At 60.4% G+C, this 19,572-nt stretch carries 21 protein-coding genes; 15 read left to right on the forward strand and 6 right to left on the reverse strand.

What is annotated here, in order from left to right; translation table 11 throughout:
- Positions 1-17: 17 nt before the first annotated feature.
- On the reverse strand, positions 18-740 hold the full coding sequence (gene rph / locus QR290_RS00185) for a ribonuclease PH (RefSeq protein ID WP_003229494.1): 723 nt from the start codon (positions 738-740) through the stop codon (positions 18-20).
- Between the two features lie 267 nt (positions 741-1,007).
- Here rph and QR290_RS00190 point away from each other — a divergent pair, with 267 nt between their 5' ends.
- From QR290_RS00190 to QR290_RS00215, 6 genes are all read left to right on the forward strand, one after another.
- Positions 1,008-1,871: a YicC/YloC family endoribonuclease gene (locus tag QR290_RS00190; RefSeq protein WP_289204067.1), complete on the forward strand. Its 864-nt coding sequence runs from the start codon at positions 1,008-1,010 to the stop codon at positions 1,869-1,871.
- Between the two features lie 12 nt (positions 1,872-1,883).
- On the forward strand, positions 1,884-2,504 hold the full coding sequence (gmk, locus tag QR290_RS00195) for a guanylate kinase (RefSeq protein ID WP_003229498.1): 621 nt from the start codon (positions 1,884-1,886) through the stop codon (positions 2,502-2,504).
- A gap of 168 nt (positions 2,505-2,672) precedes the next feature.
- Positions 2,673-2,936: a DNA-directed RNA polymerase subunit omega gene (gene rpoZ / locus QR290_RS00200; RefSeq protein ID WP_003229503.1), complete on the forward strand. Its 264-nt coding sequence runs from the start codon at positions 2,673-2,675 to the stop codon at positions 2,934-2,936.
- 57 nt (positions 2,937-2,993) lie between these two features.
- On the forward strand, positions 2,994-5,099 hold the full coding sequence (gene spoT / locus QR290_RS00205; RefSeq protein ID WP_115079694.1) for a bifunctional GTP diphosphokinase/guanosine-3',5'-bis pyrophosphate 3'-pyrophosphohydrolase: 2,106 nt from the start codon (positions 2,994-2,996) through the stop codon (positions 5,097-5,099).
- Positions 5,100-5,123: 24 nt separating this feature from the next.
- Positions 5,124-5,504 carry a RidA family protein gene (locus tag QR290_RS00210; RefSeq protein ID WP_003229509.1) on the forward strand — a complete coding sequence of 127 codons (381 nt, stop codon included), beginning with the start codon at positions 5,124-5,126 and terminating at the stop codon, positions 5,502-5,504.
- A gap of 73 nt (positions 5,505-5,577) precedes the next feature.
- Positions 5,578-6,318, forward strand: a complete 741-nt coding sequence (locus QR290_RS00215) for a hypothetical protein (protein ID WP_236182305.1) — start codon at positions 5,578-5,580, stop codon at positions 6,316-6,318.
- A 63-nt stretch (positions 6,319-6,381) separates the two neighbouring features.
- Here QR290_RS00215 and QR290_RS00220 read toward each other — a convergent pair whose 3' ends face one another.
- The gene (locus QR290_RS00220; protein WP_115079695.1) at positions 6,382-7,239 is read right to left on the reverse strand and encodes an SDR family oxidoreductase; all 858 of its coding nucleotides are present in this window, start codon (positions 7,237-7,239) and stop codon (positions 6,382-6,384) included.
- 188 nt (positions 7,240-7,427) lie between these two features.
- Between QR290_RS00220 and exbB the strand changes: the two genes are divergently transcribed.
- The 8 genes from exbB (at position 7,428) to QR290_RS00260 (ending at position 15,382) form a co-directional block, all read left to right on the forward strand.
- Positions 7,428-8,381 carry a tonB-system energizer ExbB gene (gene exbB / locus QR290_RS00225; RefSeq protein WP_115079696.1) on the forward strand — a complete coding sequence of 318 codons (954 nt, stop codon included), beginning with the start codon at positions 7,428-7,430 and terminating at the stop codon, positions 8,379-8,381.
- 6 nt (positions 8,382-8,387) lie between these two features.
- Positions 8,388-8,816 carry a TonB system transport protein ExbD gene (gene exbD / locus QR290_RS00230; protein WP_115079697.1) on the forward strand — a complete coding sequence of 143 codons (429 nt, stop codon included), beginning with the start codon at positions 8,388-8,390 and terminating at the stop codon, positions 8,814-8,816.
- Positions 8,813-9,559: a TonB family protein gene (locus QR290_RS00235; protein WP_115079698.1), complete on the forward strand. Its 747-nt coding sequence runs from the start codon at positions 8,813-8,815 to the stop codon at positions 9,557-9,559. The genes exbD and QR290_RS00235 overlap by 4 nt, the downstream gene beginning before the upstream one ends.
- 175 nt (positions 9,560-9,734) lie before the next feature.
- Entirely contained in the window at positions 9,735-10,664 is a 930-nt protein-coding gene (locus QR290_RS00240) for a hydrogen peroxide-inducible genes activator (RefSeq protein ID WP_007954418.1), read from the forward strand.
- Between the two features lie 9 nt (positions 10,665-10,673).
- On the forward strand, positions 10,674-12,749 hold the full coding sequence (gene recG / locus QR290_RS00245) for an ATP-dependent DNA helicase RecG (protein ID WP_007954416.1): 2,076 nt from the start codon (positions 10,674-10,676) through the stop codon (positions 12,747-12,749).
- Positions 12,750-12,828: 79 nt separating this feature from the next.
- Positions 12,829-14,229: an aminoacyl-tRNA deacylase and HDOD domain-containing protein gene (locus QR290_RS00250; protein ID WP_114886341.1), complete on the forward strand. Its 1,401-nt coding sequence runs from the start codon at positions 12,829-12,831 to the stop codon at positions 14,227-14,229.
- A gap of 137 nt (positions 14,230-14,366) precedes the next feature.
- Positions 14,367-14,624 carry a hypothetical protein gene (locus QR290_RS00255; protein ID WP_289204068.1) on the forward strand — a complete coding sequence of 86 codons (258 nt, stop codon included), beginning with the start codon at positions 14,367-14,369 and terminating at the stop codon, positions 14,622-14,624.
- A complete protein-coding gene (locus QR290_RS00260; protein ID WP_115079702.1) occupies positions 14,621-15,382 on the forward strand; it encodes a Fic/DOC family protein in 762 nt (253 codons plus the stop codon). The genes QR290_RS00255 and QR290_RS00260 overlap by 4 nt, the downstream gene beginning before the upstream one ends.
- Positions 15,383-15,418: 36 nt before the next feature.
- Here QR290_RS00260 and QR290_RS00265 read toward each other — a convergent pair whose 3' ends face one another.
- On the reverse strand, positions 15,419-15,802 hold the full coding sequence (locus tag QR290_RS00265; protein WP_289205334.1) for an SCP2 sterol-binding domain-containing protein: 384 nt from the start codon (positions 15,800-15,802) through the stop codon (positions 15,419-15,421).
- Positions 15,803-16,236: 434 nt separating this feature from the next.
- Between QR290_RS00265 and QR290_RS00270 the strand changes: the two genes are divergently transcribed.
- Positions 16,237-16,596, forward strand: coding sequence for a DUF6124 family protein (locus QR290_RS00270; RefSeq protein ID WP_289204069.1), 360 nt, complete (start codon positions 16,237-16,239; stop codon positions 16,594-16,596).
- 62 nt (positions 16,597-16,658) lie between these two features.
- Here the strand turns inward: QR290_RS00270 and QR290_RS00275 are convergent, their stop codons facing one another.
- Genes QR290_RS00275 through QR290_RS00285 form a run of 3 tightly spaced genes read right to left on the reverse strand, consistent with a single transcriptional unit; the run spans position 16,659 to position 19,572 of the window.
- Positions 16,659-17,747 carry a hypothetical protein gene (locus QR290_RS00275; RefSeq protein ID WP_289204070.1) on the reverse strand — a complete coding sequence of 363 codons (1,089 nt, stop codon included), beginning with the start codon at positions 17,745-17,747 and terminating at the stop codon, positions 16,659-16,661.
- A gap of 28 nt (positions 17,748-17,775) precedes the next feature.
- The gene (locus tag QR290_RS00280; protein WP_289204071.1) at positions 17,776-18,768 is read right to left on the reverse strand and encodes a hypothetical protein; all 993 of its coding nucleotides are present in this window, start codon (positions 18,766-18,768) and stop codon (positions 17,776-17,778) included.
- Positions 18,769-18,816: 48 nt separating this feature from the next.
- Positions 18,817-19,572: a lysozyme inhibitor LprI family protein gene (locus tag QR290_RS00285; RefSeq protein WP_289204072.1), complete on the reverse strand. Its 756-nt coding sequence runs from the start codon at positions 19,570-19,572 to the stop codon at positions 18,817-18,819.

The following is a 19,572-nucleotide window of genomic DNA, read 5'->3' on the forward strand; positions in this document are numbered from 1 at the left end:
GCGGGTTACGAACCTGTTCAGTCGGCCAATGCAGCCTTTTGCAGTTCGAAGATCTCGTTCATGCCTTTCTTGGCCAGTTCCAGCATCGCGTTCAGCTCTTCAGGCTGGAACGGCGCGCCTTCAGCGGTGCCCTGCACTTCGATGAAGCCACCGGTGCTGGTCATCACCACATTGAGGTCGGTCTCGGCGGCGGAATCTTCAAGATAGTCCAGATCCAGCACTGGCTCGCCCTGGTACATGCCCACGGAGACGGCACCGATCATTTGCTTGAGCGGGTCGCCGCCCTTCAGGCCGCCGCGCTTCTTGATCACTTTCAGTGCATCGACCAGCGCAACCATGGCGCCGGTGATCGACGCGGTACGGGTACCACCGTCGGCCTGGATCACATCGCAGTCGACGTACAGGGTGACGTCGCCCAGCTTGGACATGTCCAGCGCGGCGCGCAGGGAACGGCCGATCAGACGCTGGATTTCCAGGGTGCGACCACCTTGCTTGCCACGGCTCGCTTCACGCTGGTTACGCTCGCCAGTGGCGCGCGGCAGCATGCCGTATTCGGCGGTCAGCCAACCCTGGCCCTGGCCTTTGAGGAAACGCGGCACGCCGTTTTCGACGCTGACGGTGCAGATGACTTTGGTATCACCGAATTCGACCAGTACGGATCCCTCGGCGTGTTTGGTGTAGTTGCGGGTAATGCGGATCGAGCGGAGCTGATCGGCAGCGCGACCACTTGGACGTTTCATAGGAGATACCTGTACTGGGGACGGAAAACTGCGGAGCATTATAGAGCCGCGCACCGCGCCTGGGCACTCGTTAAAAAATCCCGCCGACGACCGAAGGCCCTGAAACGCGCTTCGCCGACGGCCTGCAGCCCTTTGTCACACCGTGTGTTTGGGCGCATCTGCCGCACTGCGCTACAATCCTGCGCCTTTGCTGCCAGTCGGCTTAAATTCATTGATATCGAGCTGCGGAGCTTCAATTCGCGCCGATCTGTATCGCGAGGTCACCCCATGGTGCACAGCATGACCGCCTTCGCCCGCGTCGAAAAAGCCGGCGTTCAGGGCACCCTGAGCTGGGAGCTGCGCTCGGTCAACAGCCGCTACCTGGAACCCCATCTGCGTTTGCCGGAATCGTTTCGCGACCTCGAAGGCGCCGTCCGCGAAGCCCTGCGCCAGGGCCTGTCGCGCGGCAAACTGGAATGCACCCTGCGCTTCACCGAGGAAAGCACCGGCAAGCCGCTGCAAGTGGATCGCGAGCGCGCCGCGCAACTGGTCGCTGCTGCCGAAACCGTCGCCAGCCTGATCAAGAACCCGGCGGCGCTGAACCCGCTGGAAGTGCTGGCCTGGCCGGGCGTACTGGTCGCCGATGCCACCGACCCGCAGGCGCTGAACGCCGAGGCGCTGGCCTTGTTCAATCAAGGCCTGAAAGACCTCAAGGCCGGCCGCGAGCGCGAAGGCGCAGAGCTGGCACGCCTGATCAACGATCGCCTGACCTCCATCGAGGAAGATGTGGTGACCCTGCGCGAACTGGCTCCGCAGATGCTCGCCACCCAGCGCCAGAAAGTCCTCGACCGCTTCGCCGACATGAAGGCTGAACTGGACCCGCAGCGCCTGGAACAGGAAATGGTCATCCTCGCGCAAAAAAGCGACGTGGCCGAAGAACTGGATCGCCTGAGCACTCACATCATCGAAGTTCGCCGGGTGCTGAAATCCGGCGGTGCCGCCGGCCGGCGCCTGGACTTCCTGATGCAGGAGCTCAACCGCGAAGCCAATACACTGGGCTCCAAGGCCTTCGATCCGCGCAGCACCCAGGCGGCGGTCAACCTCAAGGTGTTGATCGAGCAGATGCGCGAACAAGTGCAGAATATTGAGTAAGGCTACCCCGACATGACCCACAGCACCGGCACCCTGTACATCATTTCCGCCCCTTCGGGCGCGGGCAAGAGCAGTCTGGTCAAGGCCCTGACCGACGCCAACCCGGAGATCCGCGTCTCGATTTCCCACACCACCCGCGCCATGCGCCCGGGCGAAGTGGACGGCGTGAACTATCACTTCGTGACCCGCGAAGAGTTCGTGAAGATGGGCGAGCACGGCGATTTCCTCGAACGCGCCGAAGTCTTCGGCAACTTCTACGGCACCTCGCAAAGCCGCCTGCAGCAGACCCTGGACGAAGGCCATGACCTGATTCTGGAAATCGACTGGCAAGGCGCCGAGCAAGTGCGCAAGCTGATGCCGCAGGCCCGTTCGATCTTCATCTTGCCGCCATCGCTGCAGGCTCTGCACCAGCGCCTGACCAACCGTGGCCAGGACAGCGACGAGATCATCGACGGCCGGATGCGCGAAGCCGTCAGCGAGATGAGCCACTACGTCGAGTACGACTACCTGATCATCAACGACGATTTCGCTCACGCACTGGACGATCTGAAAGCGATTTTCCGCGCCAATCAGCTGCAACAGAAACGCCAGCAAGTGCGTTTTGGCAAATTGCTGGCTGAATTGCTGGGCTGAAACAGCACTTCCCAAAACCGCTGCAAGGGCTTTACATTGGTGCTTGCAGCGCGTTGAAGAGTCTGGTCAAAAAATCAGCGCTTCCCTAATCGCTGGTGATTTTTTAAACTGTTGAGTCCGCTCGCCCAACCGGGCAGCGCGCATATTGCATTCGCTCCGAGGAATACCATGGCCCGCGTAACCGTTGAAGACTGCCTAGAACACGTGGAAAACCGCTTTGAGCTGGTCATGCTCTCTACCAAGCGTGCCCGTCAACTGGCCACCGGCGGCAAAGAGCCCCTGGTTCAGTGGGAAAACGACAAACCGACCGTAGTTGCGCTGCGTGAAATCGCTGAAGGCCTGATGAGCTACGAGTTCATCGCCGAGCAGGAAATCGTCCACGAAGACCCGGTCTTCGCTGCGTTCGAGGACGAGTCCAACGAGGCCGTCTAAGCCTATGCCTGGTCGACGTAGCACGGCGCGGGATCACAGCTTGCGGCAGGAGACATCATGCCGAGCATAGACGCCCTCGCCGATCGCTTATCGACCTACCTCGGCAACGACCAGGTCAACCTGGTCCGCCGAGCGTATTTCTACGCCGAACAAGCCCACGACGGCCAGCGCCGCCGCAGCGGCGAGGCGTACGTCACGCATCCTCTTGCCGTGGCAAACATTCTTGCCGACATGCACATGGACCATCAGAGCCTGATGGCTGCGATGCTGCATGACGTGATCGAAGACACCGGTATCGCCAAAGAAGCGCTGCAAGCGCAGTTCGGTGAAACCGTGGCCGAACTGGTCGACGGGGTCAGCAAACTGACCCAGATGAACTTCGAGACCAAGGCCGAAGCCCAGGCTGAAAACTTCCAGAAAATGGCCATGGCCATGGCGCGCGACATCCGCGTGATCCTGGTCAAGCTCGCCGACCGCCTGCACAACATGCGCACGCTGGAAGTGCTGTCCGGCGAAAAACGCCGGCGCATCGCCAAGGAAACCCTCGAGATCTACGCGCCCATCGCCAACCGGCTGGGCATGCACGCGATCCGCATCGAGTTCGAAGACCTAGGCTTCAAAGCCATGCACCCGATGCGTTCCGCGCGGATCTACCAGGCCGTCAAGCGCGCCCGGGGCAACCGCAAGGAAATCGTCAACAAGATCGAAGAATCCCTTGGCCACTGCCTCGCCATCGACGGCATCCAGGGTGAAGTCAGCGGTCGCCAGAAACACCTCTACGGCATCTACAAGAAAATGCGCGGCAAGCGTCGGGCCTTCAACGAGATCATGGACGTCTACGCGTTCCGGATCATCGTCGACAAGGTCGATACCTGCTACCGCGTGCTGGGTGCTGTACATAATTTGTACAAACCGTTGCCGGGTCGCTTCAAGGATTACATCGCGATCCCCAAGGCCAACGGCTATCAGTCGCTGCACACCACGCTGTTCGGCATGCACGGTGTTCCGATCGAGATCCAGATCCGCACCCGCGAAATGGAAGAGATGGCCAACAACGGCATTGCCGCCCATTGGCTGTACAAATCCAGTGGCGACGAGCAGCCGAAAGGCACTCATGCCCGCGCCCGTCAGTGGGTCAAAGGCGTGCTGGAAATGCAGCAACGTGCCGGCAACTCGCTGGAATTCATCGAGAGCGTGAAGATCGACCTGTTCCCGGACGAGGTCTACGTGTTCACGCCCAAAGGCCGGATCATGGAGCTGCCCAAAGGCTCCACGGCGGTCGACTTTGCTTACGCAGTGCACACCGACGTCGGCAACAGCTGCATCGCCTGCCGGATCAACCGTCGTCTCGCACCGCTGTCCGAACCGCTGCAAAGCGGCTCCACGGTGGAGATCGTCAGCGCTCCCGGCGCGCGGCCGAATCCGGCGTGGCTCAACTTCGTGGTCACCGGCAAGGCGCGGACCCACATCCGCCATGCGCTGAAACTGCAACGCCGCTCCGAATCCATCAGCCTCGGCGAACGCCTGCTGAACAAGGTGCTCAACGGCTTCGACAGCGCGCTGGAACAGATTCCGACCGAACGTGTGAAGGCGATGCTCACCGAGTACCGCCTCGAACTGATCGAAGACCTGCTGGAAGACATCGGTCTGGGCAACCGCATGGCCTATGTCGTGGCGCGCCGCCTGCTCGGCGAAGGCGAACAACTGCCGAGTCCGGAAGGCCCGCTGGCGATTCGCGGCACCGAAGGTCTGGTCCTCAGTTACGCCAAATGCTGCACGCCGATCCCGGGCGACCCGATTGTCGGCCACCTGTCGGCGGGCAAAGGCATGGTCGTGCACCTGGACAACTGCCGCAACATCAGCGAAATCCGCCACAACCCGGAAAAATGCATCCAGCTCTCGTGGGCCAAGGATGTCACCGGCGAATTCAACGTCGAACTGCGCGTCGAGCTGGAACACCAGCGCGGCCTGATCGCCCTGCTGGCCAGCAGCGTCAACGCAGCCGACGGCAATATCGAGAAAATCAGCATGGACGAACGCGATGGCCGCATCAGCGTTGTCCAGTTGGTGGTCAGTGTCCACGACCGTGTGCACCTGGCCCGCGTGATCAAGAAACTGCGCGCCCTGACCGGGGTGATCCGCATCACCCGCATGCGTGCATAACTCAAACATTACAAGGAGTCATACATGACCAAGACTGTTATCACCAGCGACAAGGCCCCGGCCGCAATCGGTACGTACTCCCAGGCGATCAAGGCCGGCAATACCGTTTACATGTCGGGTCAGATTCCCCTCGATCCAAAAACCATGGAACTGGTCGAAGGTTTCGAAGCCCAGACCGTCCAGGTGTTCGAGAACCTGAAAGCCGTGGCCGAAGCCGCCGGCGGTTCGTTCAAGGACATCGTCAAGCTGAACATTTTCCTCACCGACCTGAGTCACTTCGCCAAGGTCAACGAGATCATGGGCAAGTACTTCGACCAGCCATACCCGGCGCGCGCCGCCATCGGCGTGGCGGCCCTGCCAAAGGGTTCGCAGGTTGAAATGGATGCCATTCTGGTCATCGAGTAATGCGCACGGCGCGACCCTTCAAGGTCGCGCCGATTGCTCTGCGGTAAAGAAAAGGTTTTGAAAGGATTCCACCATGCGCAAAGCGCTTGCTCTCTCGCTGCTCGCCATTTTCCTCGGCGGTTGCGCCAGCAACCCTGCCGACCGTGACATCAGCGGCACCTGGATCAATCAGGTCGCCATCGATGCCGCTGCCAAGGGCGGCCCCCTGCGCGAAGCGCTTCAGGCTTACGGCCCGAACCTGGAGTGGGACGTCAACACCAAGGCCGGTCAGGCCCGCTACACCAACGGTTTCGAAAACGTCGAAGGTCGCTTGCTCGGCGAAGAGTCCGGTGCCTGGAAAGTCGATTTCTATGGCAGTTCCGCCAGCGAGCTGAAACGTGACGGCGGCCAACTGCAACAAGCCGCCAACGAAAACGAACCGGAACAGGTCTTCGACCGCGCGCAGATTCCGGTGCCGGAAGGCGCACCGATCGGCGCCAGCTTCGAACGCGCACTGTATTCCGCTTATCTGGGCGGCAACTGGACGATCACCAGCGGCCAGGGCGAAGGCGCCACCGTGCAATTCCAGGCTGACGGACAAGTCTCCGGCCTGCCGGGTGCCGACCGCTATGCGCTGTGCCTCGCAGGCGATTGCGCATCGATGAGCAGCGGCAACGACAGCATGTGGTTGCAGCAGAACGGCCAGGGCAACAACTGGATCTTTGTGCGCAAGGGCAAAGAGCTGGAAATTCTACAGGCCGTGAACACCGCGCTGGCGGACGAACAACCGCAGTTCACCCCGGGTGAACGCAAGTGGTTGCTCGAGAAGCAGTGATCGGCGCTTGAGACAAAAAAGGCGGGAGCAAACATTTGCTCCCGCCTTTTTTACATCCGAAAGTCAGCAGCGCCCTTCAAGAATCGCGGCATACCCCTCGCGATAACTCGGATACTTCGGCACCCAGCCCAGCGCCTTCGCCCGGGCATTGCTGCAACGCTTGCTGCCGGTGCGACGCACGCTCTCGTCTTCCGACCACTCGGTGACGCCCAGATACTCACGCAGCCACCCTACCACCTCGGCCAGCGGTGCCGGCGCGTCGTCCACGCCGATGTAAACGTTATCCAGCGCCACACCCTTGCGATCCGCCTCCAGCAGAAACGCCATCAACCCCGCCGCGTCATCGGCATGGATGCGATTGCCATACAACGGCGGATCGACCGCCACCCGATAACCACGACGCACCTGGGTCAGCAACCACTCACGACCGGGGCCGTAGATGCCGGTCAGCCGGACGATGCTCGCGGGAATGCCAGAGTTGAGCGCAACCTGCTCCGCCTCCAGCATCAACCGACCGGAATAACCAGCGGCGACGGTTTCGGATTTTTCATCAACCCATTCGCCGTTCTGCTGCCCGTAAACACTGCTGCTGGAAACGAACAGCAGCCGCTCAGGCTCCTGACCGTAATCGTTCAGCCAACCCAGCACATGCTGCAAACCCTGCACATACGCCGCGCGATAACCGGCCTCATCGTGATCGGTGGCCGCCGCGCTATACACCAGGTAATCGATAGCGCCCACCGGCCAGGTCGCCGGGCAATCCTCATTGAACAAGTCACCGGCGACACCGATAACGCCATCCGGCAAACGCGAAATATCACGGCGCAGGCCATAGACCTGGAAGCCTGCAGCCAGCAATTGCGTGGCCAGACGGCTGCCGACATCACCGCAACCGGCGATCAAAACAGAAGGCGCGGACATCAAAAAACTCCCATCGGAAAGCGACAGACTAGCCTCGGCAAGGGACGAGCGGCTAGCAATGAAGGAAAAAAAGCAACTCTATTACTTCTGTTAACAAGAATTACTTGCAATAATGCACGCCACTTTTGTTCTCGGCCTCACGAGGCCTGGAAGAGCATTACCGTTTTTCTATCTCAGGTCCGGCCAGCATGACACGCATTCAAAACTCCGCTTCGCCAACCAACCGACCTCGCGCCTGGAGCGCCGTGGCTGCCCTGCTGCTCAGCCTGATGCTGGCGCCAGTCGCCGCATTCGCTGACGCCCAGGCCCCGGCCGCGCCAGCCGCCACCGAGCAAAGCGCTCCGGCTGCTGCACCTGCCGCGACCGATCCGGTGCAGGCCGTAGACGCCAGCGCTGCCGACGCGCCGGAAGTCCTCGAAGCCGACAACACCTTGGGCATGGCCCACGACCTGTCGCCATGGGGCATGTACCAGAACGCCGACGTGATCGTTAAAGCCGTGATGATCGGCCTGGCCATCGCCTCGATCATCACCTGGACCATCTGGATCGCCAAGGGCTTCGAGCTGATGGGCGCCAAACGTCGCCTGCGTGGCGAGATTGCCGCCCTGAAAAAAGCCGCCACGCTTAAAGAGGCCAGCGCCACCGCCGCGAAGGAAGGCACCCTCGCCAACCTGCTGGTTCACGACGCGCTGGAAGAGATGCGCCTGTCGACCAACGCCCGCGAGAAAGAAGGCATCAAGGAACGCGTCAGCTTCCGCCTCGAGCGTCTGGTAGCCGCCTGTGGCCGCAACATGAGCAGCGGCACCGGCGTCCTCGCCACCATCGGTTCCACCGCGCCGTTCGTCGGTCTGTTCGGTACCGTGTGGGGCATCATGAACAGCTTCATCGGCATCGCCAAAACCCAGACCACCAACCTTGCCGTCGTAGCACCGGGTATCGCTGAAGCGCTGCTGGCTACCGCACTGGGTCTGGTTGCCGCGATTCCTGCCGTGGTCATCTACAACGTTTTCGCCCGCTCCATCGCCGGTTACAAGGCTCAGGTGTCCGATGCGTCGGCTCAGGTGCTGCTGCTGGTCAGCCGCGACCTCGACCACCAGCCTGAGCGCAACAGCTCGCAACCGCACATGGTGAAAGTGGGGTAATCGGCCATGGGCCTGCATTTGAAAGAAGGCGCAGACGACGATCTGGCCGAGAACCACGAAATCAACGTCACGCCGTTCATCGACGTGATGCTGGTGCTGTTGATCATCTTCATGGTGGCCGCTCCGTTGGCCACAGTGGACATCAAGGTTGACCTGCCTGCCTCGACCGCCAAACCGGCGCCGCGGCCGGAGAAACCGGTGTTCCTCAGCGTGAAGGCTGACCAGCGCCTGTTCATTGGCGAAGACGAAGTGAAAGCCGAAACCCTCGGCGCCGTCCTCGACGCCAAGACCCAGGGCAAGAAAGACACGACGATCTTCTTCCAGGCCGACAAAGGCGTGGATTACGGCGACCTGATGAGCGTGATGGATAACCTGCGCGCCGCCGGTTACCTGAAGGTCGGTCTGGTCGGACTCGAGAGCGCAGTCAAGAAATGATCACGACGCGCCATAAGCTGACGCGTTACAGCGGTAGCCTGGCCGTGGTGCTGGGTGTTCATGCGCTGGCCATCGCGCTGGCGCTGAACTGGACCGCCCGCCCGCCCATCGAATTGCCGCCGCAGGCAATGATGGTCGAGCTGGCACCGGTTCCGGCCCCGCCACCGCCCGCACCGCCGAAAGTCGTCACGCCACCGCAGCCACCGGCTCCGGTTGAAGAACTGCCGATCCCGAAACTGGCCGAAGCGCCGAAAGCCGAGATCGCGGTGCAGAAACCGAAACCCAAGCCGAAACCCAAACCGCCGAAGCCGATCGAGAAGAAACTGCCCGATCCGCCGAAGGAGAAGCCGTCCGAAGAGAAGCCGGCCGATACCCAGCCGACTCAGGCGCCGACGGAGAAATCCGCCCAGCCTGCACCGGGCCCGTCGCCTGCACAAATGGCCGCCAAAGCCAGCTGGCAAGGCACCCTGCTCGCGCATCTGGCCAAGTACAAGAAGTACCCGGCCAGCGCTCAGGCACGGGGCAAGGAAGGCTTGAACCGGTTGCGCTTCGTGGTCGATGGCGAAGGCAATGTGCTGTCGTTCGAACTGGTGGGCCGCTCCGGCAACGCCGATCTGGACCGAGCCACCCTGGACATGATCCGTCGCGCCCAGCCGCTGCCCAAGCCACCGGCCGACATGCTGACCAATGGCGCGATCGAAATCGTTGCGCCGTTTGTGTACTCGCTGGAACGCCGCCGCTGATCCGCACTCGCGGAGCTCGGCCTGATCCAGTCAAAAAGGCACCGAAAGGTGCCTTTTGCTTATCCATCCACGGCAAACCGGCATTGCCCGGTGTCGCATTCATCACTCAGTCTGATAACGTGCGTCTATCGATTGCAGCCGGTATGCTTGGCCCGCATCTTCATGGACGCTTGCTATGACCCTCACAGAATTACGCTACATCGTTACCCTCGCCCAAGAGCAGCATTTCGGCCACGCGGCCGAGCGTTGCCACGTCAGCCAGCCGACCCTGTCGGTGGGCGTGAAAAAGCTTGAAGACGAACTCGGTGTGCTGATTTTCGAGCGCAGCAAAAGCGCCGTGCGCCTGACCCCGGTCGGCGAAGGCATCGTCGCCCAGGCGCAGAAAGTGCTGGAGCAGGCCCAAGGCATCCGCGAGCTGGCCCAGGCCGGCAAGAACCAGCTGACCGCCCCGCTGAAAGTCGGCGCGATCTACACCGTCGGCCCGTACCTGTTCCCGCACCTGATTCCGCAACTGCACCGGGTCGCCCCGCAGATGCCGTTGTACATCGAAGAAAACTTCACCCACGTGCTGCGCGACAAACTGCGCAATGGCGAGCTGGACGCGATCATCATCGCCCTGCCGTTCAACGAAGCCGACGTGCTGACCCTGCAACTCTACGACGAGCCGTTCTACGTCCTGATGCCGGCCCAGCACCCGTGGACCCAGAAAGAATCCATCGACGCCGCCCTGCTCAACGACAAGAGCCTGCTGCTGCTCGGCGAAGGCCACTGCTTCCGCGATCAGGTGCTGGAAGCCTGCCCGACCCTGACCAAGGGCAACGACGGCGCCAAGCACACCACGGTCGAATCCAGCTCGCTGGAAACCATTCGCCACATGGTCGCGTCCGGCCTGGGCATCTCGATCCTGCCACTGTCGGCGGTGGACAGCCATCACTACGCCCCGGGCGTGATCGAAGTGCGTCCGCTGTCGGCACCAGTGCCGTTCCGCACCGTGGCCATCGCCTGGCGCGCAAGCTTCCCACGGCCGAAAGCTATCGAAATCCTCGCCGACTCCATTCGTCTGTGCTCGGTCGCCAAACCTGCCGCGCCGGTCACGGCCGGTTAAGCCAGCGTCATGACTGAGCTGTCGCAGGTGTCGGTCACCGCACTCAAGGGTGTCGGTGAAGCCATGGCCGAGAAACTGGCCAAGGTCGGCCTGGAAAACCTCCAGGACGTGCTGTTCCACCTGCCGCTGCGTTATCAGGATCGCACCCGTGTGGTGCCGATCGGCGCATTGCGGCCGGGGCAGGACGCCGTGGTCGAGGGCACCGTCAGCGGCGCCGACGTGGTGATGGGCCGGCGTCGCAGCCTCGTCGTGCGCTTGCAGGACGGCACCGGCGGACTGAGCCTGCGCTTCTACCACTTCAGCAACGCGCAGAAAGAAGGCCTCAAGCGCGGCACGCGGATTCGCTGCTACGGCGAAGCCCGGCCCGGAGCCTCGGGGCTGGAGATCTACCACCCGGAATACCGCGCCATCAACGGTGACGAACCACCGCCAGTGGATGAAACCCTGACCCCGGTCTACCCACTGACCGAAGGCCTGACCCAGGCGCGCCTGCGTCAGCTGTGCATGCAGACCCTGACCCTGCTCAAGCCGGCCACCCTGCCCGACTGGCTGCCGACCGAACTGGCCCGCGACTATCAACTGGCGCCGCTGGCCGATGCGATCCGCTACCTGCACAACCCACCCGCCGATGCCGACGTCGACGAACTCGCCCTCGGTCATCACTGGGCCCAGCATCGCCTCGCTTTCGAAGAACTGCTGACTCACCAGCTATCGCAGCAGCGCCTGCGCGAAAGCATGCGTTCCCTGCGCGCGCCGGCGATGCCGAAAGCCACCAAGCTGCCGGCGAAATACCTGGCCAACCTCGGTTTCAATCCGACCGGCGCGCAACAGCGAGTCGGCAACGAAATCGCCTACGACCTCAGCCAGCACGAACCGATGCTGCGGCTGATTCAGGGCGACGTCGGCGCGGGCAAAACTGTGGTCGCCGCCCTCGCCGCGCTGCAAGCGCTGGAAGCGGGTTATCAGGTCGCACTGATGGCGCCGACCGAAATCCTCGCCGAGCAGCACTTCATCACCTTCAAGCGCTGGCTCGAACCGCTGGGCATTGAAGTGGCGTGGCTGGCCGGCAAGCTCAAGGGCAAGAACCGCGTCGCCGCGCTGGAACAGATCGCCAGCGGCACGCCAATGGTGGTCGGCACTCACGCGCTGTTCCAGGACGAAGTGCAGTTCAAGAACCTCGCGCTGGTGATCATCGACGAACAGCACCGTTTCGGCGTGCAGCAACGTCTGGCGCTGCGGCAGAAAGGCGTTGGCGGGCGCATGTGTCCGCATCAATTGATCATGACCGCCACACCGATTCCGCGGACGCTGGCGATGAGCGCCTACGCCGACCTCGACACTTCGATCCTCGACGAATTGCCGCCCGGCCGAACCCCGGTCAACACCGTGCTGGTCACCGACACCCGCCGCGTCGAAGTCATCGAGCGGGTGCGCAGCGCCTGCGCCGAAGGCCGTCAGGCCTATTGGGTGTGCACGCTGATCGAAGAGTCTGAAGAGCTGACCTGCCAGGCCGCCGAAACCACGTTTGAAGACCTCACCGCCGCCCTTGGCGAGCTGAAGGTCGGGCTGATCCACGGCCGCATGAAACCCGCAGAGAAAGCCGCCGTCATGGCCGAATTCAAGGCCGGCAACCTGCAACTGCTGGTCGCCACCACCGTGATCGAAGTCGGCGTCGACGTACCCAACGCCAGCCTGATGATCATCGAAAACCCCGAGCGCCTCGGTCTCGCGCAACTGCACCAGTTGCGCGGCCGTGTCGGCCGGGGGAGCGCGGTCAGCCATTGCGTGCTGCTCTACCATCCGCCGCTGTCGCAGATCGGCCGCCAGCGCCTGGGCATCATGCGCGAGACCAACGACGGTTTCGTCATCGCCGAAAAAGACCTCGAACTGCGCGGCCCCGGCGAAATGCTCGGCACCCGCCAGACCGGCCTGCTGCAATTCAAGGTCGCCGACCTGATGCGCGACGCCGATCTGCTGCCCGCCGTGCGCGATGCCGCCCAGGCCTTGCTCGAACGCTGGCCCACTCACGTCAGCCCGCTGCTGGACCGATGGCTGCGACACGGGCAGCAATACGGCCAAGTGTGAGCACCGTCGCAGTTTCTCAAAGCTCGTTCCAACCAAGCTGGTTATACTCCAGCAATTGTTTCAAAAACGGATACAGACCATGACCGAAGCTGCTCTCGCCCCCGAATCCCCGCACGCTCCGTCTGTTATTCGGCTGCTGCTCAACAAGCTGGGCGTCGCCTACGAAGAAGTGCTCGACCACCACGGCCTCAACGCCTCGCGCAAAGTGCAGGCCGTGTTGCTGGACGACGCTGTCGGTGCGCTGATGGTGCTGTTTCCACAGAGCCAGTTGCTGGATCTCAACCGCCTCGCCGAGCTGACGGGCCGTCGCCTGACTGCCGTGTCCACCGAGCGCCTGGAAAAGATGCTCGGCAAACACAGCCTGAGCCTGCTGCCGGGCCTGCCGGCGCTGACCAGCTCGCCGTGCCTCTACGAAGAAAGCCTGCTGCGCGAGCCGAAGTTGCTGATCAACTCCGGCGAGCCGGGCCTGCTGCTGGAAATCGCCAGCGAAGACTTCAAGACCATGCTGACCAAGGCCAGCGCCGCCAACTTCGGCGAAGCCCTGAGCAGCATCCGCCCGAACCTCGACCGCCCGGACGATGACCGCGAGGAAATCACCCAGGCCGTACAAGCGTTCACCGCGCGGCGCATCCAGCAGCGTCTGGAAGCGACCATCGAGATTCCGCCACTGGCCGAAACCGCACAAAAAATCATCAAGCTGCGCGTCGACCCGAACGCCACCATCGACGACATCACCGGCGTGGTCGAAACCGACCCGGCGCTGGCCGCGCAAGTGGTGAGCTGGGCGGCGTCGCCGTACTACGCCTCGCCGGGCAAGATCCGTTCGGTGGAAGACGCAATCGTCCGCGTGCTGGGCTTCGATCTGGTGATCAACCTGGCGCTGGGCCTGGCCCTCGGCAAGACCCTGAGCCTGCCAAAAGACCATCCGCAACACACCACGCCGTACTGGCAACAGTCGATCTACACCGCCGCCGTCATCGAAGGCCTGACCCGCGCCATGCCGCGCGCCCAGCGCCCGGAAGCCGGCCTGACCTACCTCGCCGGCCTGCTGCACAACTTCGGCTACCTGCTGCTGGCCCACGTGTTCCCGCCGCATTTCTCGCTGATCTGCCGCCACCTGGAGGTCAACCCGCACCTGTGCCACAGCTATGTCGAGCAACACCTGCTGGGCATCAGCCGCGAACAGATCGGCTCCTGGCTGATGCGCTACTGGGACATGCCGGACGAACTGGCCACCGCCCTGCGCTTCCAGCACGATCCGAACTACGACGGCGCCTACGCCGAATACCCGAACCTCGTCTGCCTGGCCGTGCGCCTGCTGCGCAGTCGCGGCATCGGCTCCGGGCCGGATGAAGACATTCCGGATGCGTTGCTGGAGCGTGTTGGTTTGACTCGCGACAAGGCCAATGATGTGGTCAGCAAAGTGCTTGAGGCTGAAGTGTTGTTGCGTGAATTGGCTTCGCAGTTCAGCCAGGCTTAAAGCACTCTTCGGAACGTCAACCAGGGCCTTTTTTGATTGCAGATATGGCCCTGGTTCCACCGATTTCGGTCACTTTGCCAGCAACGACAGCAAACAAGCGCGCTGCTATGATTTGACGGCAAACAGAGGGATTTCCGATGACCCAAACAGATGCTGTCAGCGTTGCGAGCGAAGTCCGCAAGCTTGCCAAAGACAACAAGGTTACGGCCAGACGTGACGGCATGAGTCGTATGGCCGTGGGGATTACCCGCTTGGCTGGCGATGTCGTCGAGCTGGATGGCATCGAACAGTTGCTCGTCAACCTCAAGAGAAAAGGCGTTCTGAGCAAATCTGAAATCCTGGCGCTCCAAGGGCGCTACCTTCAGGAAAGGCGTGAACAGAAACGCAGCGCATGACTTTCGATCCGTTCGGCGACTTCGAGACGGCTGGATATCTTCAAAACTCGCTGCAACTGAAAGATCCCGTTGAAGTAAAAGAGTCAGAGCATCTTTCGTTCGAATTGAGTATCGAAGAGGCGCTTGCCTATCTGGCCAAGAAAAAGCCGATCGATTACCAGACTGTACTCAACGTTCACGAAATCCTGTTCTCCGGCTTCTATCACTGGGCAGGAAAAGACCGGAACGAGCTTGTCCCCCACTTGGCAGTCTTCAAGGGCTCTCTCGACGACCCTCGCCGCACCGTCTTCGAGCGCCCGGACTTGATCAAAATGTCTGTCGACTATGCGCTCAAGCTCGCAGCAGACAAGAAACGCTTCAGAGACCATCCCGGTGGAGTGATGGGCCAACTGGCTTTCGCACACCCCTTCCTGGACGGCAATGGACGCGCGATTCTATTGGTCTTCATGGAACTCTGTTATCGAGCCGGGTTCGCCATCGACTGGTCAAGGACAAGCAAAGACGACTACTTGCGGGCACTCAGCGACGAGATCCGAGAACCTCGCGAAAGGCATCTCGATAGCTACCTCAACCCGTTCGTAGTCGATATATCCAGTCGTGACGAATGGCCAGAGACCATCAGTGGCATCAGAGGCCTGGATGGCCTGGACAAGGAAGACATCGCTTACGAGAAGCTGGACAACCCGAAAGTCCAGCAGATCTACAAGACATACCGGGGCCAGCCACTGGACGCCGAGCCTCCCGAGCCCGAAAGCTGAAGAGGCAGGCCTGTCCCGACAAGCTACCTGAAAGCCCTATGACTTCGGCTTGGCCTTCCGCGGCTTCAAATACTTCATCAACCCCTGAAACCACATCACCAGCGCCGGATTCCCCTTGAGCTGGATCGACTTGTCCTGAATCCCCTGCATGAACGCCAGCTGCTTGTTCTTGGCCTGCATCGTCGCAAACCCGAACGTCGCATCTTTAAAGGCAATCGCAAACGCCGGCTCCGCCACCACCCCGGACTTGCTGGTAATGCGCTGGTCCTTCACCACGAAATGCCGCGCCACTTTCCCGTCCAGAGTCTGTAGCTGAAACACCAGATCCTTGTCACCCAACTGCTGCTGGAACGCAGGATTTGTCCGACTGGCCTTACCCATCAACAGACCCAGCATCCACAGAAGAAAACGAAATTTCATGCGCACAGCCTCAAAAGGAAAATGAACGGCCGGGGGAGTGTAAGGGATTCGGACGGATTCGCCACTATCTTGGATTGATAGAAGACGATGCATGGCTTTTCCTGAAAGATGACTACCAAGTCACGACTTCGCTCTCAGGACTTGATCGTTCTCACGCTCTGCGTAGGAATGCCTCCCGTGACGCTCCGCGTCACACCCTCCCCCGTCCTACACCTGAAGAAACACATTCCTGTAGGAGCTGCCGACAGCAGCGGTCTCTTGTTCCTCTACCCCGCAATTCCTTGGGAAATGTCCTTCAAACTGCGGTGCTGTCCATGAACTAGGCAGGCTGGACTATCGTCGATAGCCTCTGTGTGTCGCCGCAAAATCGGTGACCGGATGTGCAAGTCCGAAAACCGGGGCAAATCTTTCCAACTCCAAAAGGATTTACACCGATGATCGATCCAACTCTCACTGACGAAGAAGTTTCCCCCTACGAATTCCCAGACTCGAAAAAACTCCACGAAGCCGCCGAACGCGCCCTCGACCACCACTTCAAACCCAGAGCCTCACGCCCCAAACGCCTGGGCGGCCTGTTCGCCCTCTGCCCCAACGCCGACGCCGAAGCCCTCATGGCCAACGCCTCCGAAGACCTCCTGTCCATCAGCGCCATCGCCGCCAACCTGGCCGACGACCTCGACGGCCCCCGCCGCTCGATGGCACTGGGCCTGAGCAGAATGGCGGACGGCGTGCGGTTAATGGTGGAAGGCACGCTCGATCACATTGAGTTTCGGGAGTATCAGGGCAAGCCGTAGCTGAATCGCGGGTGGAAAAAAGGGGACGTTGAGTCCCCTTTCCTAGTCTTCGGCAGCAGCGACTAGCGAAAGTCCTCTGCGCTTTTGGGGCGTGATTCCAACCCTTTGAGCGCCGCCCGGTTTATGAAGGAATAACTTCCTGAGCCGCATTGCTGCCTGAATACAACCTTGTCCTCCTTGAGCACCGTCAGAAAACTCACGAAGGCCTGACTAACGAGGTAGGTATAGGCACCGCTTTTGAACTTGATGATGTTCAGGTTCACGCTGCCTTCCGACGCATTTACAACAAAGAATCTTCCCTTGGGTGGCAAAGCATTCTTCGGGTAGACCATCTCGATGTTCCCCGGCACACCGTAGCGATACTGAACAGAACCGGCCGTGGGCTTGCTGTTCCCCCCCGCACAAACAGAAACCGTCTTGCCGCCCTCCAGCGGGCAGCTGAAGTAGATGTCTTCGTCATCCGAGCACAACGTTCCATCCTGCCCGCCCTTCAGCGGCGCCGTCTCCAGCGAAACGCGCTCCGGCGTTTGCGCAATATCAGCACAGTTGGACAGGCAAACCAGCTTCGAAAGATCCGGATCATCGCTTTCAGTGAACAGGTAAGTCGCTGAACCATCGCGGTTGCGGTCGTGATAAACGGGAACACTGACGGCCAGCCCTTTGGCCGACACCGGCACCTTGGTATCCCCGCCCGAGACGACCCAGCCTTCGGCCTCCCCGCATAACGCCTCCAAAACGGCCTCACTGAACGAATCTTTCGTTGGCACGGCGAACGGCTTGGCATCACCTCGGCAGTCATAGCCATGCCAGTAGGGCCCGGTGTTCATATCAATGTCGATCGAGAAAACATAAGCGCCGTCGAGCACCACTTTGCCGCTGTCGTAGGTGAAAACCAGCCAACGGCGCGTCTTCGCCTGGGAGTAGTTTTCTTCCTGAAGAATGTAGCGCTCGCCATCTCGGTACAGCCAAAAGCCACTCATCGCCCCAGCAGGTTCCTCCGTCTCGGAGAGACGCTGCCCGGAGTGCACGTCCACCAGGAAGTTGTCCTTCAGCGCCAGCGCGCATTCGCTGCCAACGTCCCTGCACGACGTGAGTGACGGGAACATCGGTCCCGCAACCGCAGAGAAAGAACACAGCGATAACGCAATCAAACCTAATCTTTTCAACTTGCCACCTGTTTCAAAGCGAGTAATCCATCACTTCTTCAAGCTGCCAGCATTGCCCACGAACAAACCGATACTCGAAGACATAATCGGTATCCGGTTTCTGCAGGATGGCAATGGCGTGATCACCCCGTTCTTCCTTGACGGTCAACGTCAGGCCCTGAGCCTCTCGCTTCGCTACATCCGGGATGATCGGGAACTTGAGTTGATCGCCGCTGAGGCTGCTTTTTTGCATCTCGGGTTCGGGATCACCGGCCACGGTCGTGACCATTTTCAGCGGCTGCTGGACGAAGGTTTTCTGCACATCTGCGCGTTCAGAGAAGGCTGAGAGAAATGTAGAAAAGTCGGGTGAGGGGCAAGCGGCACTGGCCTTGTCACCCTCGATTTTGAGTGGCTTCTGACGGTTGCCCTGATCCAGTTTCGAGTCCGAAATCATCCTTCCATCCAGATCCGCCAAGTACTTCTTGATGCTCGCCGCATCCTTGTAAGCACACTCGACTTCTACTCCATCTTCCCGATTGATACCGTCAAGGCAGTTCTGTAACTCAGGATCTGGCAGGTCACCCCGAAAGAACTGCAAAGCCAAGTGGTCACCATCCTTGAATAGCGGCAATTCCAGCACCGAATAGGAATCTCCTTCGAAATGCTTGTGCAGAACTTTGTGTTTTGTCAGGACAAACATGGACTTCCCCGCTCGCTCAGGGAATTTGCGTTCGAAGAAGAACACCGAGGCAATTTGTTCGCCCTCAACCTTCCACACATAATTCAGCGAAGGTTTCACCGCATTCATGGGCGCGTAGAAAATCTCAACATCAGGCACGTGCACGTCTCTAACCTGATCCTTAAGGTTGTTCTTCAAAAAGAACACCGTAATCTTTTGATCACCCAACGAAGCAACCACCGGCGGATGCAGTTCTCCGATGGTTTGTAGATCACTCGCCGATGCCGGCTGAGTCGACAAGCCGGCGATGATCCCGAGCACACCAAAACAACTTGAAAGCTTGTTCAATTCCGATCACTTCCCTGCTGATCAATCTTCTAAATTACGCTGATGGTTTCACGATGACTCAGGTGCGCCGCACTTCAGCTCTTTGATTTGCTCGTTCTGAATTGGAATTACACAGGTGAGGCGCTTCTCTGCCTCTTCACGAAGCTCGAACAAGCTGAGCGTCAGCTGTAAACCATCCGCAGTGAATGCATGATCCTCAAACAACGCACTGGCGTAACCATCCCAAAACGATTTGCCGTTAAAACTGCAAAACTGTTTTGAGGAGAGCACCCGCCAATTGCCCTTGGGCGCGAGGATCTGAACATTGAGGCAGGGGCTACCAAACGTAGTGACATAACGAGCCACCACATCGCCGTATCGTTGCGAAGCAGAACTGGAAACCTTGGCAACATCGACCACTTCACTCGGACCATCCGGGACGACCGCATCCAGGAAGGCTGCACGCTCTAGACTCATTCTGGCGATGCACTTATTGATGACCAAGGTATATGCCTGCGATCCGGGTTCGACATCCGTGGCATCGAGGGGGCAAGTGGTATCGCGCAACTTGATCCAGGCGCGCTGCGAGTCTTTGGCCATGGCCATGTAAGCCTTTCCTTGCTCGGGCTCAGGCTTCCATCGAGATTCGAATCGCGCCATCAGTTTTTTGTAGCTGGCATTGAGTTTTGCGTCGGCACTCTTGCGGTCGGCTTCCACACATTGGTCGTATTGCCAGCTCACCGTGATGACTTTGCAGTTGTCCTCAGCGAACGCGGTTGAAGCGGACAGCAGGCCTAAGGACAACGCGATAAAGCGCACAAACAT

The sequence above is a fragment of the Pseudomonas fluorescens genome, from assembly GCF_030344995.1.
GTDB lineage: Bacteria > Pseudomonadota > Gammaproteobacteria > Pseudomonadales > Pseudomonadaceae > Aquipseudomonas > Aquipseudomonas fluorescens_BF.

Bases quoted from the DNA above. Each gene is read 5' to 3' on its own strand.
- rph (WP_003229494.1), bottom strand. From the start codon at position 740: ATGAAACGTCCAAGTGGTCGCGCTGCCGATCAGCTCCGCTCGATCCGC.
- QR290_RS00190 (WP_289204067.1), top strand. From the start codon at position 1,008: ATGGTGCACAGCATGACCGCCTTCGCCCGCGTCGAAAAAGCCGGCGTT.
- gmk (WP_003229498.1), top strand. From the start codon at position 1,884: ATGACCCACAGCACCGGCACCCTGTACATCATTTCCGCCCCTTCGGGC.
- rpoZ (WP_003229503.1), top strand. From the start codon at position 2,673: ATGGCCCGCGTAACCGTTGAAGACTGCCTAGAACACGTGGAAAACCGC.
- spoT (WP_115079694.1), top strand. From the start codon at position 2,994: ATGCCGAGCATAGACGCCCTCGCCGATCGCTTATCGACCTACCTCGGC.
- QR290_RS00210 (WP_003229509.1), top strand. From the start codon at position 5,124: ATGACCAAGACTGTTATCACCAGCGACAAGGCCCCGGCCGCAATCGGT.
- QR290_RS00215 (WP_236182305.1), top strand. From the start codon at position 5,578: ATGCGCAAAGCGCTTGCTCTCTCGCTGCTCGCCATTTTCCTCGGCGGT.
- QR290_RS00220 (WP_115079695.1), bottom strand. From the start codon at position 7,239: ATGTCCGCGCCTTCTGTTTTGATCGCCGGTTGCGGTGATGTCGGCAGC.
- exbB (WP_115079696.1), top strand. From the start codon at position 7,428: ATGACACGCATTCAAAACTCCGCTTCGCCAACCAACCGACCTCGCGCC.
- exbD (WP_115079697.1), top strand. From the start codon at position 8,388: ATGGGCCTGCATTTGAAAGAAGGCGCAGACGACGATCTGGCCGAGAAC.
- QR290_RS00235 (WP_115079698.1), top strand. From the start codon at position 8,813: ATGATCACGACGCGCCATAAGCTGACGCGTTACAGCGGTAGCCTGGCC.
- QR290_RS00240 (WP_007954418.1), top strand. From the start codon at position 9,735: ATGACCCTCACAGAATTACGCTACATCGTTACCCTCGCCCAAGAGCAG.
- recG (WP_007954416.1), top strand. From the start codon at position 10,674: ATGACTGAGCTGTCGCAGGTGTCGGTCACCGCACTCAAGGGTGTCGGT.
- QR290_RS00250 (WP_114886341.1), top strand. From the start codon at position 12,829: ATGACCGAAGCTGCTCTCGCCCCCGAATCCCCGCACGCTCCGTCTGTT.
- QR290_RS00255 (WP_289204068.1), top strand. From the start codon at position 14,367: ATGACCCAAACAGATGCTGTCAGCGTTGCGAGCGAAGTCCGCAAGCTT.
- QR290_RS00260 (WP_115079702.1), top strand. From the start codon at position 14,621: ATGACTTTCGATCCGTTCGGCGACTTCGAGACGGCTGGATATCTTCAA.
- QR290_RS00265 (WP_289205334.1), bottom strand. From the start codon at position 15,802: ATGAAATTTCGTTTTCTTCTGTGGATGCTGGGTCTGTTGATGGGTAAG.
- QR290_RS00270 (WP_289204069.1), top strand. From the start codon at position 16,237: ATGATCGATCCAACTCTCACTGACGAAGAAGTTTCCCCCTACGAATTC.
- QR290_RS00285 (WP_289204072.1), bottom strand. From the start codon at position 19,572: ATGTTTGTGCGCTTTATCGCGTTGTCCTTAGGCCTGCTGTCCGCTTCA.